9 protein-coding genes are annotated in these 15944 nt (G+C 41.1%); 5 read left to right on the top strand and 4 right to left on the bottom strand.

Annotated elements, in window-relative coordinates:
- Positions 1 to 13: 13 nt before the first annotated feature.
- The 4 genes from GGQ60_RS02200 to GGQ60_RS02185 all read right to left on the bottom strand — a co-directional run bounded on the left by GGQ60_RS02200 (position 14) and on the right by GGQ60_RS02185 (position 8243).
- The gene (locus tag GGQ60_RS02200) at positions 14 to 3619 is read right to left on the bottom strand and encodes a BamA/TamA family outer membrane protein (protein WP_183759760.1); all 3606 of its coding nucleotides are present in this window, start codon (positions 3617 to 3619) and stop codon (positions 14 to 16) included.
- 204 nt (positions 3620 to 3823) lie between these two features.
- Complete coding sequence (locus GGQ60_RS02195; protein WP_183759759.1) at positions 3824 to 4738, bottom strand: SdiA-regulated domain-containing protein; 915 nt, start codon at positions 4736 to 4738, stop codon at positions 3824 to 3826.
- A gap of 251 nt (positions 4739 to 4989) precedes the next feature.
- Positions 4990 to 7029 (bottom strand): polyphosphate kinase 1, encoded by a 2040-nt coding sequence (ppk1, locus tag GGQ60_RS02190; protein ID WP_183759758.1) that lies wholly within the window; start codon positions 7027 to 7029, stop codon positions 4990 to 4992.
- A complete protein-coding gene (locus tag GGQ60_RS02185; protein WP_183759757.1) occupies positions 7029 to 8243 on the bottom strand; it encodes a Pycsar system effector family protein in 1215 nt (404 codons plus the stop codon). Before GGQ60_RS02185 ends, ppk1 begins: the two co-directional genes overlap by 1 nt.
- Positions 8244 to 8598: 355 nt before the next feature.
- Between GGQ60_RS02185 and GGQ60_RS02180 the strand changes: the two genes are divergently transcribed.
- From GGQ60_RS02180 to GGQ60_RS02160, 5 genes are all read left to right on the top strand, one after another.
- Entirely contained in the window at positions 8599 to 9018 is a 420-nt protein-coding gene (locus GGQ60_RS02180) for a hypothetical protein (RefSeq protein ID WP_183759756.1), read from the top strand.
- Positions 9019 to 9167: 149 nt separating this feature from the next.
- Positions 9168 to 10172 carry an ABC transporter transmembrane domain-containing protein gene (locus tag GGQ60_RS02175; protein ID WP_183759755.1) on the top strand — a complete coding sequence of 335 codons (1005 nt, stop codon included), beginning with the start codon at positions 9168 to 9170 and terminating at the stop codon, positions 10170 to 10172.
- The gene (locus GGQ60_RS02170; RefSeq protein ID WP_183759754.1) at positions 10165 to 11529 is read left to right on the top strand and encodes an HlyD family secretion protein; all 1365 of its coding nucleotides are present in this window, start codon (positions 10165 to 10167) and stop codon (positions 11527 to 11529) included. Before GGQ60_RS02175 ends, GGQ60_RS02170 begins: the two co-directional genes overlap by 8 nt.
- Positions 11530 to 11550: 21 nt before the next feature.
- Positions 11551 to 13005 (top strand): TolC family protein, encoded by a 1455-nt coding sequence (locus GGQ60_RS02165; protein ID WP_183759753.1) that lies wholly within the window; start codon positions 11551 to 11553, stop codon positions 13003 to 13005.
- 227 nt (positions 13006 to 13232) lie between these two features.
- Positions 13233 to 15941 (top strand): PQQ-dependent sugar dehydrogenase, encoded by a 2709-nt coding sequence (locus GGQ60_RS02160; RefSeq protein WP_183759752.1) that lies wholly within the window; start codon positions 13233 to 13235, stop codon positions 15939 to 15941.
- Positions 15942 to 15944: the final 3 nt, after the last annotated feature.

Here is a 15944-nt window from a genome sequence, read left to right as displayed (position 1 = left end):
ATGTTACACAAATTTAGTACCTAAAATTAAGCGAAACATAAGGATACCAGCCATCTGACGAGTGTCCCATCACAAATCGCACAACTGCAAGTGATGCTGGCGCGAAATAAACGCCCCCTCCTACGCCGTGGTGCCATATTGTCGATGCTTCGTCACGTTTCCATACCCTGCCAACATCATAAAAACCCAATAAGCCAATTTGTCCGGGTAAAACATAACTTACCAGGTCGCCAAGTTTGGCCCTAAGCTCTAAATTATTGTAAAACAGGTGCTCACCTGCAAACCTAAACTGGCGATAACCGAGCAGATTGCCTTGTCCGCCAAGATAAAGCGCCTGGTAAAAGGCAGGTTTGCCCACGGTTACACCACCACCAAAACGATCTGCCAAAATGAAGTTTTTTCTGCCATCGAGATTTTTATACATCGCAATGCTTGCAGTAAACTGTCCGTAAGAATTAGAATATCGGTTAACACCTTTATATCCCAAAACCTTAAAATCTACGTAACTGCCCAAAGTTGGCAGCAGATCGTTATCGCGGGTATTATTGGTAAAATTAATAAATGCACCGGCGAACATTTTTTCGTTGCGGACGGTCAGCGAATCAGAAGAATGCAAGAGTGATGGATTCTCGATAAAACGCCCATTATTATCTTCCTTGTTGTACTTGTAATATTGCCAGGTTGGACCAACACTAAAAGTAGATTTAGGACGGCGCCACCTGATGGCAGCATCCAACTGGTAAAGATTGTAACGGGCACGGTAATACCTGATATCGTCGCCGTGTTCGTCGAAACGGGTTTCATTGCCCAAACCAAAGAAATTCTGCGTATTGTTCGGCGCAAAAGCATCGGCCTTTACCACAATATCGCCTTTACCCAAAGCTTTTAACCACTCCCCTTTATAATTGAACTTAAAAGCTCTTGTAGAGAAAGAATGGAGGAAAGAAACGGTCTGCGAATTGCCATAAGGCTGTTTCCTGAATCCGGGATTCGTTTGTTTATAAATTAATCCCAATAAAATACCATCATCCTGGTTATAACCTGCATTTAACAACCAGAACCTTCTGCGGTACATATCTTTTGGAATGTAGCTGAAATTTGAAGTATCGTTAGAGATTATTTTCCTGATCTTATCGGCATCATTGCCATTGTAAGTGGCTTTATCTTCTCTGCCATATAGTCTAACCAAACTGTTGCTATTGGCAAAATCGTATACTTTACTGCCCTTACCACCTATTATCCTGATTTTAATGTTCGAATTTTTGTTGTTCAGGATCAGGCTGTCGTTACCATTGTGCATGTACACCCTGATTTCTTTGGTTACTTTGGGATCAAATTTCCTGTCGAAGAGCTCCTCTTTAACATTCCCTTCTTTTGAAATTTTATTGATTTTCACCCGTAAACCATTGGCATCTGCATCAGTAATTTGGATCAGCTCGTTTTTATTCGTCACCTCGATATCAACAATCCTGTTAAAGAAGTGATAATACTGGTTCATCAGTTTTGGCAAAGTGGCAATTCTGTTCCGTAACTCGGCCAAAAATGCATCATGGTGCATTGAATAACTTGGCTCAGGTAGTTTTTTCAGTGCTTTTTCGAAAACGGCATCGTTATAGTTTGCACAGAAATCTTTTACAATCTGATCAAATTCTTTTTCATCGATGTTGGCAGTCCAGCGGCTGCTGATTTCTCTTCCTTCCCATAAAAACCAGTTGATATTCTGTATGCCGCGTTCGTAGCCCTGCATCATCGGCAATAAAGAAGATGATTGTGCATAACGCTGTAAAAAACCGTCTGACCTGAAAAATACCTGGTCGCGGTCTCTAGGAACCGGAGTATAAATCAAGCCATCTTTGGTTTTGGTTGCTTTCCATCGCCACTGGTCTTCGTGCCTGTCCCAATCGCCCAATAATACATCAAATGCCCTCGCCCTCACCCAGGATGCGCCATCCAGTCTATTATCATTATCTTCAGTGAGTTTTCTATCCATTTTTGGAGAGTTATCTGAATCGCCGGTTGGTTCGCGTTCTTCAAATAAACAAAGGGTATTGGCAAAAACGGCTTCAAACTCGCCTAAATTATCGTCGGGAGATACCCAACCGATAATCGGATTGCTATGTGCAATGCCCGCCGCTTTAGCCAGGTCAGGCACTACCAAAGCCGAAAACGGATGCTGTGCCGACATGTTATCTTTAATAACATCTTTGGCAAAAGTTTCGCGTAAGGCAGCAGGTAAAAGTACTTCGGGATATTTTTCCACACTGCGTAATACGTATTCTTTACCATTTTTATCTTCTAAACGCAATGATCGCGACTGATTACCACCTCCGCGCTGGGTTGCTTTTAAACCGCCCATCATCTGGGAAATCCGCAGCACAGGTACCTTTGTTTTCTCTGCATATTCTTTACGGTAATTTTCACCAAAAATATAACGGTGAAAACGGCCTACACTATCGTATTCCGGTTTAATGCGGATCACGATGCTATCGGCAGTGATCGGTTTATCCCTGTTCCGTACTTTTTTAGGAATGGTTTCAAACTTTTTAATATAGCTGTAAACACGTTTAACGCTGGTATCCGAATAAATGTAATATTCGTAGCGCATATCATTGTTTTTTAGCTGATCGGCTACTACATAACCTTGCTGCATTTCGTGAAACAGGGAGGTTTTGCCCTCTTTATTTGGCGATACTTTCGAACCGGAGCCACTGATGATTTGCAGTTGCTTGCCTTTTATTAACTGAAGGCCGTGTTCGTGCCCGGCAACATAGGTTACGTTAGGATAATCGCCAAATACCCCGGTTACCGATTTAATCATATCCTTATAGGCCGGATGGTTTAAATCTTCAGGACTTAGCAAAGTGGAGCGCAACAAAGGATAAACAGAGCCTATAACCGGTAAAGGAATGTACAGGTTTTTGTTTAGCGAAGTAAGCGGAAAAATATGGTTTCTTAAATTGAAATAGCCTCCATGCGGGCCGTAACTCTGAAATGGGTGGTGCGAAGCCAAAAGGATTACTTTGTCTTTATTTTCCTCGAGCAATTGCTCCATTTTTACGAGTACATCATCTTTGGTACGGCAATCGCAATCGCCATCTGGATTGGATTTATTATAGGGGAAAAGCCACCATTCGCTATCGTAAGCAATAATGGTGAGTTTGTCTGTAAGATTAATGGCTACCGGATCGGGACAGCCATTATCGGGAATCAGTTTTAGCAGTGGGTCGTTCTGCGCCCTGAGGTAATCTCCCTGGGCTTTTATTTTGGCGAGGCCTTTTGGTCCGGATTTATCCCAATCATGGTTGCCAGGCAGAAAGTATACTGCAGCTCCCATTTTACGCATCGGTTCGAACTGTGAGCGTAAGATTTTTTGGGTTTCTTCTTCTCCTAAACTACCGGGAAGCCCCATTCCCGTGGGGTAAATGTTATCACCAAGGTAAAGTACGGTAGTTTTTTTTGGAAGGATCTGCTTTGCAGCATTTTTTAGATCCTGCATTTGGGCCTGGTTCATTTCACCAGCATCACCAAAAAGAATTACTCGGTATTTAACATCATCCTGCGCAAAGGCAACAAAGTTGATTAAAAATAAGATGGTAAAAAGGGTAAATCTTTTAATCATAGTTTGAGGTTTGTATAAAGATAGTCATTATAAAATTTATTTTTTGAGGCAGTTTTCCATCATGCCGTCAGCCCGACCTATAACGAAATGGAAAACTGCGAAGTAAAGCGAGCCTTAGCAGCTTGCTAAAGGTAATTTGGGGCGTCATTTAGATGCTGAAGCAAGATCGGCATGACGATCTTTTGAGGGAATACATCTACCAGCCTACTTTTTAAGTTTGAACATTAAGACATTTCCGGCCGATAAATTACCACCCTCATTCGAGATATAAAGGTTATTATCGCGGTCGAAGGCGATACCCTCCGGTTGGTTAAATAAATCTGGATCTAATGCATGTGTTGCTTTAACTTTAAAATCAGCATCGGTAATCACCAAAAGTTTGTTTACTGATGATAGGATGTACCACTCGTTGGTTTTTGGATTTTTAGCCAGTGCAGACGGACGGAACCTTGATTTTGAACTGCCGGATGCTTTTTCGATTGCTTTGTGCGAAAGGCTGAATTCTCCGGCTGCTGTTAAGGAAGCATCATTGGCAACCTTAAATCCATAAATACTGGAAGCTTTTGCTTTGGAATCGGGTTTGCTATCTTTAGTCAGCACATAAATCATGCTGTTTTTCTCATCTGCTGCCAATCCTTCGTACTCGGCTTTAGGTACAAGGTCTTTGGTTTTGGTTACATTGGCGGCTTCAGGTTTGCCTAATTCGGCTACCGGGAAGGTGTGCAGTTCGCCATTGCTTTTTAATACGATGAAATAATTTTTGATGATGGTTACATCTTCATAATCGCCTTTACCACCAAATTTTGTAAATTTCGACTCTTTAGCACCCAAAGCTAAATGAAAAAGGTCGCCATCTTCATCCTGAATGGCAAATATTTCTTTCGGATCGCCGTTATGAAATACTATTCCAGAAATTTCAAAAAGATTATTTGGCATGTTGTATTTTACCGGATTGGCCAGATCGTAAGGAAAATCTGATTTTGCTGCTCCACTTGTTGAAGAAGTTACGACAGTTGAATCGTTTTGTTTATCATCGCGGTTGCCGTTAACACAGGATACATTTAAAAAAGCCGAAGCAATTATAAAACCTGAGGCCAAAATAGTTGTATTGCATTTCATAAGGGTAAATTTATAGTTATAACCTGTGTCCTCACAGGCCATCAGTAAGCAAATAAATCAGGTGTAACTAAAGCCATGTGGACAGTGAGAACACGGTCCTTAGAGCATGTTATTCCATATAATCATCCCGGCCGCAGCAGAGAGATCTATTAAACACTTCTATAGATTTCTCCCTGGCTGTACAGGCATTCTGCTGCGTTTCAGCCGAAAGGATAACGCTTTAATGAATAACAGGCCACGGCGTACTTTATTTATTTATTTTTCAGTAATTCATAAATATCATGTTGAGAGGAAACAAGAACCTCGCCAGTTTTAACAGGAACATTATCCATGTTTTGATCGATGTAAACCGCCTGCACATTATCCTGTTCCTGAATTTCAATCATCGCCATGATTTCCTGCTTTATCTGCTCATTATAAACGGGAAAACAAACTTCAATCCTGCGGTAAATGTTCCGGTTCATCCAGTCGGCCGACCCCAGGTACATATCGTTCTTGCCCAGGTTATGAAAGATAAAAACACGCCCGTGCTCTAAATATCGATCAACAATGCGGATAACCCTGATATTTTCGCTCATTCCTTTTACTCCAGGAACCAAACGGCAGATGCTCCTCACAATCATATTAATCTTTACGCCTGCCTGCGAAGCCTCGTAAAGTTTATTGATCAACACTTTTTCTTCGAGGTTGTTCATTTTAATGGTAATGCCCGATGGTTTGCCCTGTTTTGCATGTTCGATCTCGCGATCGATCAATTCCAGGAAAACCTGCTGCAGGTTAAATTGTGCCACCAGCAACTGGTTAAATTTAATCAGATCGGCAGAGGTTGGTTTGACCCTTTTTGCCAGGAAAATAAAGAGCAGTTCTACTTCACGTAGCATTTCTTTATTCGCTGTCATTAAAATATGGTCGGTATAAAAAGCAGCAGTGCTTTCGTTAAAGTTCCCGGTAGCAAACAAACCCGAATAATGCATCCTATCGCCGGCCTGTCGTTTTACCAGGGCTACTTTGGCGTGAACTTTTAAAGCAGTAACGCTATAAATGATATCTACCCCTACCTCTTTCATCTTCTTGGCCCACTTGATGTTATTCGCTTCATCAAAACGGGCTTTAAGCTCGACCAAAACAGTTACTTTCTTCCCGTTTTTCGCCGCACTGATCAATGCGTTTACGATTTTCGAATCGCTGGCCACCCGGTAAAGTGTAATATAGATTTCCCTTACGTCTTCATCAACAGCAGCCTCGTTAAAAAAACGCAGCACGCTGTCGTAACTTTGATAAGGTGTATGTACAATGATGTCATTTTTATAAATGGCTTCGGTTAAAGATCCATCAATAAGATCGGTATTGCAGAGTTTTGGCCAGTTCTGGTTGGATAGTTTTGGCGAACTCACCGGGAAAGCCATAAAATCTTTCAGGTTATGGTACTGTCCGCCTTCCATCCTATTTGCCTTTTTAAGGTTGAACACTTTTTTAAGGAGTTCAAAAACATTGGCAGGTATGCCGGGCTGATGAAGAAACCGCGTAGCCAGGCCAGAATCTCGTTTAAGCAATTGTTTTTCAAGCTGTTCGGATAAACTGCCTGAATATTCGTCTTTCAGGTCGATTTCAGCATCTCTTGTGATCTTGAAACTGTAACAACCTGTGATTTCCACTCCGTGAAAAACCCTGTCGAGATGAAAACGGACAATATCATCTAAAAAAACGATAAAGGTTTCTTCTCCTGCCTCTACTTTATAAAAACGTGGTAATTGGTTGGAAGGGATATTTAAAATAACGGTTTCGGTTTCATCATTCTTTTTTAAGGTAATCAGAAAATAGAGTTCGTTATTGGAAGGAAAAAAGTTAGTATCCTGGTTAATGTGAACGGGCTGCAAAAAGGCCATTACCTGGCTGAGGAAATAGCGGGTTACGCTTTTCTGAATCTCCTCGGGAAAAGGCTGGCCATAGATTAAATTAATCTTATTTTCTTTAAGCTGAGGGATAATATCCGATTTCAGTACTTTTCCATAACGCTGCTGCTGACCGGAAATGAGCTGATTAGCCGCATTCAATAAATTATCGTCGATCTTAATGTCGTTATCCTCTCTGTTGCTTAATTTTTCGAGGGCAAGCAGCACTGGCATCCTTACCCGGTAAAACTCATCGAGGTTAGAAGAAAATATAGATAAAAACTTAATCCTTTCTAAAAGCGGAACGTTATTGCGTTCGGCTTCCATTAAAATACGCTCGTTAAATTTTAACCAGCTTAAATCCCTGTTGAAAAAAGAGGTTTCTGTTGTATGCTCCATTAAAGTTTACCGTAAGCTGCATAAGCAATTACAAAAGCCAATACTGCAGCAATTAAGCCAAACATGAAAATATTATAAGCCAGGCGGATCAATTTATATTTACGGCCCAATACCACACCTTGCGAATACACATCGGTGATGAGGGTTCCGTATAAAAAGTCTTTATCGTTCATCACCTTAATCATGCCTTCGGTATAACTTGGCAGGCTCATTTTATAAAAGTTACCAAAAAACAAAAGATTTACTTTTTTCTTGTCCATATCCTCCTGGGTGAATTCTCCTTTTGGAATGGATGGGCGGGTTGATAAAATAGAAACCACCACACAGGTTAAACTTACCATCAACAAAATGAAGGTCGGAATAATAAGGTTGCCATGATCTTCGAGGCGCCTTAGTAACAAACTCACAATTAATGAAAGCATGATCGAGTTTACCGTAATGAGGATGTGCGCCTTATTATCAGCCATATCGCTCAAACGTTGGTTATTGGCAGAAGTAATCCTGAACATGGTTTCGATGCCTTTATCAGGTCGGTCTTCTTTATCTTTCTTTTTCTTGTCTTTGATGATCACCGGTGCAAAGTTTTTTGGTTCTTCGAGTTCGGTACTGATTTCTTCCTGCGCAGTAAGTTTACTTTTCAGCTTTTCGATATTTTTTTGTTTCTGATCGTTCAGTAACAGGCTGGCATAATCGGTATGATAATGGTGCGACTCCATAAACTGGATATCTTTTTTACGCCATTCGCGCTTGCTGATGTCTTTTTTATAAATCAGTTCGTTTTCCTTATGCATCAGTTTTCCCTTTGCCCTGAAATCGGGCAATCCCAGGTGAAAAAGATCGGCATCGCAGATGATCTTATCAATTTCATTTTTAGGATTTTGTGGTATTTTTGTCGCCAGTATAGCACTTCTCACACTATCCTTAACTTCCTGATTAACTTTGTGTTTGGTTAAAAAATCATTGGCCAGTTCCGCTCCCTTTGCCTCATGGTTCATCGCATCTTCGAAATAGCCTGTATCATGAAAATAGGCCGCAACAGTTACCGTGAAAAAGTCCTGTTCATTAAGTTGGTAGTGATTGGCAATCTGTTGCGCTGCATTTACAACCTCCAGGGTATGCTCAAAATTATGGTAAACCAACCGCGGATCGCTATGGGTATGGAAGTAATCGCTAACATGCTTTTCTACATCTTCCTGCAATTGTTTATAGTTCATGAACGTAAATATGGAGGTAATAATAAATTATTTTTGGGAAAATGCATTTTCTTAAAATCTTTTTACACTGAAATTGTTTTATTTTTTATCAATATAAAATTACTTATTTTTTTAAAAATAATGGGATACGAAAGAGGAGAAGTTGGAAAATTAGTCGGGGAACAGGACATATGAAGCCCGAAATAGGTTCACCACTAAGTTGTAAATAAATTTAACATGGAAAATCCTAAAGTCTTAAAAGCAATACTTTGCTTTGGGTACCAGGCCACTACCGCTGAAGTTTTAAACAAAAATCAAATCGCTTAACCAAACATTGAGCTTTTTTTAATGCCGTTTTAATACTAGTATTAAATTTATGTCAGGCTTTAAAAAAAAGAACTCAATCTGCTTTTCAATAGATCAATCCTGGTTTTTCTATCCTATATTTGCGCCACAGATGATGAATTACCTGAGAAAAAAATTATGGAAAAACATTTTTGGCCTGTTGGTACTGGGACTGCTTGCCACAAAATTCTTTGCATTCTCGCTTAGCACATTCTTATCTTCTGATCATGCCTACGCCGTGGAAAAAAGCAGCGAAGAAAACAAAGGGAAAGAAGAAGAATCTTTTGATAAACTAAAGAAAAAAATGTTGATCTTGGATTCCTCGCTAACAGCATGTTTAAATCCTTTTCTGGCAGACCAATCTACGGTAAATAAATACGCCCATTGCTTTAGCCCCTACAGTTTCCCGGCAAAGAACGTACCTACCCCACCACCCGACATATTTTCTTAACACACCGGGTCGACATCAAAAATGTTTTAAACACGCCCTTGGGCATGTTAATGGAGATGTTATAGACTTTTAATTATTACACACTATCCACCAGTAAAATTATTCCAAAACATTTGGACTATAATTTATATATCCTGAATTAAGTATTAATGAAAAATCATCACCATGCCAGCGCCCGTTCGCCATGGCAAAGATTGGTGCTTATGCTTCACCTTGAACGCAAAACCATCAATTACATCTATGTTTATGCCATCTTAATCGGCTTAATCGGTCTTTCACTTCCACTAGGAACAAGTGCCGTTTTTAATCTGCTCTCCAATGGGGCAATGTACAGCTCAACATATATCCTTATTGCGGTAATTTTGGTTGGTATTGTTGTTGGCGGCATACTGCTTATCGGCCAATTAACGCTGGTCGAATTCCTGGAGCAGAAAATTTTTACAAAGGCAGCCCTCGAGTTTGCTTTCCGTTTACCAAGAATTAAAAAGAAAGCGCTGGAGGGGGAAAATCCTACAGAGCTGGTTAACCGTTTTTTTGATATTCTTACCATACAAAAAGGCCTGACCAAATTACTGGTTGATATCGTTGCCGCGGCTGTACTTATATTTTTTAGCGTAATCCTGCTTTCTTTTTATCATCCTGTGTTTATGGCTTTCGGAACATTTGTGCTCATCGTAATCGTTTTAATCCTTATTTTATACTACCGCCGCGGTGTAGAAACAAGTATTGAAGAATCTGGTTATAAATACGAAGTGGTTGGCTATCTGGAAGAGATTGCTTCCGACCTGGATACTTACCGGCAGAGTGAGACCAAGAGAAAAGAGATCATTGAACGTACAGATCAAATCACAGCAAACTACATCCAATCACGCAATGATCATTTCGGTGTTTTGAAAAAATTTTTCATCAGCGCCGTAGCCATGCGTACCATACTGATGGGTGCATTACTGCTTTTAGGGTCTTATTTTGTGGTAGAGCGCCAAATGACTTTCGGACAGTTTGTAGCGGCTGAGGTTATAATTGTACAGATCAGCTATGCCATTGAAAAACTGATGACCAACCTGAACACGGTGTTTGACATGATAACAGGAAGCGAAAAACTTGCTGTGGTAACCGACCTGGAGTTGGAGGAAGGAGAAACCAACCATGGCTAACCTGGGGAATAATCTGGCTCAGCTTCAAAACTGGGAATCGCTTTCGGTACATGCCAACCGTAAAATTATCAATGCAAACGGTCCTAAAAGACTCGGTAAGATACTGCTGTTTATCATGGCTTTTTTTGTGTTATTGTTATTTCTTCCTTATCGCCAAACCATTCCCGGGCGCGGAACCGTAACCGCGCTCAGGCCCGAAGACCGGCCACAAACCGTACAGAACCAGATTGGTGGCCGTATTGAACATTGGGCAGTACGCGAAGGACAGGAAGTAAAAAAGGGCGATACCATTCTCTTAATTTCAGAAACCAGCCAATCTTATTTTGATCCTGAACTCCCCGCGCGGCTAAATGAGCAACTTGATGCGAAACGGGGAAGTGAGACCGCTGCCGTGCAGAAAATTGATGCCACCAAAGCACAAATGAAAGCACTTACCGAGGGTTTGCACTTTCAAATGAAAGCAGCAGAAAACAAAGTATTACAGGCCAGAAATTATGTAAGTATCGATAGCGCGGAACTATTGGCTGTCCAAAAATTTTATGAAACCACAAAAGTGCGTTTAGAACGGTATGAAACAGGCTACAAAAACGGGCTTTTTTCGCTCACAGATATTGAAACACGCCGGCTAAAACTGCAGGAAGATAATGCCAAAGTGATCAGCCAGCGGAATAAATTAAACAACTCCGTACAGAATTTATTAAATGCCTCAATTGAACTCGATAATATTAGGGCAAAGTACCAGGAATCGATGTCAAAAGCACAATCAGATATGAGTTCGGCCATATCCGGCAAGGCAAGCGCACAGGGAGACATTGCAAAATTACGCAACGATATTTCTAACCTCCGTGTGAGACGTGGCCTCTATGTAGTAAGGGCTCCTCAAAGCGGCTTTATCGTTAAAACCTTAAAAGCAGGTATAGGCGAAAACATCAAAGAAGGGGAATCGGTAGCTACCCTACAACCAAAATCGCCAATGGTTGCAGCAGAGCTTTATGTAAGCGCCATGGATGTTCCATTGATCGTAGACACGAGTGATGTTCGTTTGCAATTTGAGGGATGGCCATCGGTACAGTTTTCAGGATGGCCATCGGTAGCAGTGGGTACTTTTGCCGGTAAAGTATTTTCGATTGACCGTACGAGCAGTACCGGTGGAAAATACCGTGTTTTGATAAGCCAAACCAACCCGGTTCCCACTAAAGATGAGCCCTGGCCAGCCCAGTTAAGACAGGGTTCTGGTGTTTACGGAAGGATTATCCTCCGGTCGGTACCGCTGTGGTATGAAATATGGCGCCAATTGAACGGTTTTCCGCCAAGCCTGGATCAGGAACCGGCAACAAACATAAAAGACAAAAAGTAGTTTGGAGGTTGTAAAATGAAAATGGCTTTAAAAAAAATATTTACAACAGCAGCCTTAATATTGTTATCGGTCAAAATAAACTTTGCACAAAACCCTGTAATCAATAAAAACGCAGACAGTGGAAAAGTTTTCAGTCTTGAAGATCTGCAGCAAATGGTTTTCAGGTATCACCCGGTGATGAAGCAGGCGGCACTATTGAGCGAATCTGCAAGGGCAAAGGTATTGCAGTCTTTAGGTTATTTTGACCCGGCATTAAAGGCAGGATTCAGCAGAAAATTATTTGGCGATACCGAATATTATAATAAATGGAACAGTGAGCTAAAAATTCCGCTCTGGCTTGCCGGAGCAGACCTTAAACTGGGCTACGACCGCAACGTGGGGAACTACATCGATCCGGAAAACCGAACCGGCCAGCAAGGTTTATCTGCTATTGGTTTAAGTATTCCCTTAGGACAGGGGCTGATTATTGATGCAAGGCGAAGTACCCTCCGCCAATCGAAAATAATGGTTCAATATGCAGAGGCGGATCAACTGAAACAGATCAACAGCGTTTGGTATGGAATAGTAAAGGATTATTGGAACTGGTACTATGCCTACAAACAATTTGCGCTGGTTAATGAAGGTTTGGACCTCGCCCAACGCAGGTTCAAAGCGCTTAGTGCACAAACATTCATCGGCGATAAGCCCGTTATCGATTCTGTTGAGGCTTACATCACCGTACAGGAACGGATGATACAAAAGGAAAAAACGGCTATCGAGCTTCAAAATGCGCGACTGATTCTCTCTAACCACCTTTGGAATGATCAGGGTTCTCCATTGGAACTTCCGACTGAAGCCATCCCGCAAAGTACAACTTTAGCTACCAATAGGCCCAACCCCCTTTTATTGGATACACTTCTCGGTCAGGCAGCAAACCAACATCCTGAGCTTTTAAAACTAAAAAGTAAAGGTGAACAACTGGCGATCGAAAAAAGTTACCGTCAGGAGTTGCTCAAGCCTAAACTGAACTTAATTGGCAACCTGATTTCCAACCGTACCGGCTTTAACAGCAATATACCCGGATATTACGATTTTAACTGGAGCAACTATAAGTTGGGGATTGAGTTTGCATTTCCGCTTTTCCTCCGATCCGAACGCGGCAAATTACGGGAGGTAAAAATCAAACAGTTGGAGCTGGATTACGACATCAAACAGTTTGGAAGAGAAATCAGGAACAATGTCGTCGCCTCTTATAACGATCTCTCTGCTTATTCTGCTCAGCTTGCCTTACAGGTTAAAAGCATCGAAAACCAGCAAATCCTGGTTAATGGGGAGAACCAGAAGTTCAGCCTGGGCGAAAGCACACTTTTTTTAATCAACAGCAGGGAAACTAAACTGATCGACATGAAAATTAAGCAGGAAAGTATGGTAGCCGGGTACCAGAAAACACTGGCAGAATTATATTATAAGGCAGGAACGAGAGAAATAATGAATTAAGCAATTATAGGATCAAAACTTTAATTACAGCATCATCACGGAATTACCTGATCAGGATGATGCTGTTGGTACGGTCCAGTCAATAAATTCTGAGGCCGTTTACCTGATCAGCCATTGTGCTCGCAGATCCGTTAGCCTCTATTTTGCTTGTTTGCATAAGTTTTGTTATAAAGGATCGATTTTTAAAACATTACACTATATTTATTGAAAATTCTTCAATCAAATAGATGAAAACAACCTTTACCCTGGTCTTATCCCTCGTAGCATTTATACTAATTTCGGCAACTACATACCACAAAAAAACGTATCAGCTCAAGACTTTCAATTTTATTAACAGCAATAAGATCGACACGCCCGATCAGGAGCGCTTCGTTAAAGTTACCCTAGCACAGGGTGAATTTACAGAACCCACAGAAATGGCGGTACTCCCTAATCTGGATATTTTGGTAGCACAGCGCAGAGGTGAAGTGTTGATCTATAAAAACCAAACCAAAAAAATTAAAGAAGCCGGCAAACTTGATGTTTACTTCAAAACGAATACCCCTAATGTGAATGCCGAAGAAGGATTATTGGGTATGGCTGCCGATCCAAAATTTGCCACCAATAAATATATCTACCTTTTTTACAGTCCGTTTGATAAATCCGTAAACCGCTTATCGAGGTTTAAATTAATAAATGATCAGATCGTAAAAGAATCGGAGAAGATTATTTTGGAATTTTATTCGCAACGCGAAATCTGCTGCCATACCGGTGGTTCGATCGCTTTTGGATCGGATAACCTGCTTTATGTTTCAACCGGTGATAACTCTACTCCTTTTGATGCTCCTAAACAGCAATATGTAAATAAAGGTTACGCCCCGCTAGATAACAGAAAAGGCTTTGAACAATACGATGCCAGAAGATCAGCAGGAAATACCAACGATTTACGCGGGAAAATTTTAAGGATCAAAGTAAACGAAGATGGAACTTACAGCATCCCGGACGGTAACCTTTTCCCTAAAAATGATCCAAAAGCCAGACCAGAAATTTATGTAATGGGTGATAGAAACCCTTACCGCATTTCGGTCGATCAAAAAACCAATTTTTTATACTGGGGCGAAGTTGGTCCGGATGCAAGCAATGACGACCCTTTGAGGGGGCCAAGGGGTTATGACGAAGTAAACCAGGCCCGGAAAGCCGGTAACTTTGGCTGGCCATTATTTATTGGTAATAACTATCCTTATAAAGCTTACGATTTCACGAACGGCGCAAATGGCGATGCTTTCGACCCTAAGTTACCGATCAACAATTCACCAAATAATACAGGTTTGGAACAGCTCCCACCGGCACAACCGGCTTTTATCTGGTATCCTTATGGCGAGTCGTTAGAATTTCCACAGGTTGGTGCCGGCGGACGTACCGCAATGGCAGGCCCTGTATATTATGCCGGTGCAAACTCGCCATACCCTGCTTACTATAACGGAAAACTGATTATTTATGAGTGGGTACGCGGCTGGGTTAAAGCTGTAACCATGAACGATAAAGGTGACTACCAGGGTATGGAACCCTTTTTATCAAAAATTTCGCTGGCTGCCCCAATCGATATGGAATTAGGTCCAGATGGGAAATTGTACATTTTAGAATATGGTAAAGGCTGGTTCAGTAAAAATCCTGATGCTGCGATCTCAAGGATCGACTACTTAAAAGGAAACCGTCCGCCAAGAGTGGAAAAACTCGATATTGCAAAAACAAGCGGATTACTTCCTTACAAAATGACCGCGACTGTTACTGCCAAAGATCCTGATGGAGATGCTTTAAACTATGTTTGGAATTTAGGAAAAGGCATAACCAAAACCACCACAAGCCCCACCTTACACTATACCTTTACCAAAGCTGGCGAATACCCGGTAAGTGTTACTGTTATGGATAAAAGTAAAGCTAGTGCAAAGAGCGAAATAATACCTGTTGTTGCCGGAAATGAACATCCAAATGTGACGATCGATTTAGCCGGAAATAAAAGTTTTTATTTTCCTGATAAGCCAGTTGATTATAAGGTACTGGTGAGCGATAAAGGTTCGAAAGTGAACAATAACCGCATTTATATTTCAAATACCTATACCGAGGGAACCGATATGGCCGGGGCACAATTGGGCCATCAGCAGGCCGCACAAACCATGATCGGCAAGGCATTGATGTTAAAAGCCGATTGCAGCACCTGCCATAAAGAATCAGCCGTTTCAATCGGTCCTGCTTTTGATAAGGTTGCGGTTAAATATAAAAATGACACTAAAGCGGTTGATTACCTCGCTTCAAAAATAATTAAAGGCAGCCAGGGCGTTTGGGGTGAAGTTTCGATGCCTGCACATACCACTATGAAAGAAGCCGAGGTAAAAAAAATTACCGAATGGATCATGACTTTGGGAAATAAAGAAAACATTAAAGCATCCTTGCCAACTTCCGGTAAAATTGTTCCACCGGCAACAACCGATAAAAAGAAATCAGTACTGACTTTAAAAGCAACTTATACCGGTGCAGCTAAGGCAGGGTTAAAACCTTTAACTACAACAAAACTGATCAATCTGAAAAGTAATACCATTGATGCTGATGAGGTAAAAGATTTTAACGGTTTTGAACGAAAAGATGTATTTGGAGGTGAAAAACTGATTTTAAAAAAGGATTATGGCTGGATAGCGATCAAAAACATTGATTTAACCGGTATTTCAGGATTCGGTTTTTCTTTCCTCAACCTGGATCCAAAAAGTGATGGCGAAATAGAAATCAGGTTGGATGACAATAACGGTGTTATGATCGGAAAATCTACTTTTAGAAAAAGCGTTCCAATTAATATGCTCTCGGATGGAAAATTCCATTCAATCTATTTTATTTTTAAAGAGCTAAAAACCGGCGATAAAAAAAGCCGGCCGATTATTCAATCCATAACGGTAGAGCCTAAGTAGATT

Source organism: Pedobacter zeae (genome assembly GCF_014196715.1).
GTDB classification, from domain to species: Bacteria; Bacteroidota; Bacteroidia; order Sphingobacteriales; family Sphingobacteriaceae; genus Pedobacter; species Pedobacter zeae.
The sequence above is the reverse complement of the archived record's forward strand: the minus strand, read 5'-3'. Positions and strand labels throughout refer to the sequence as shown.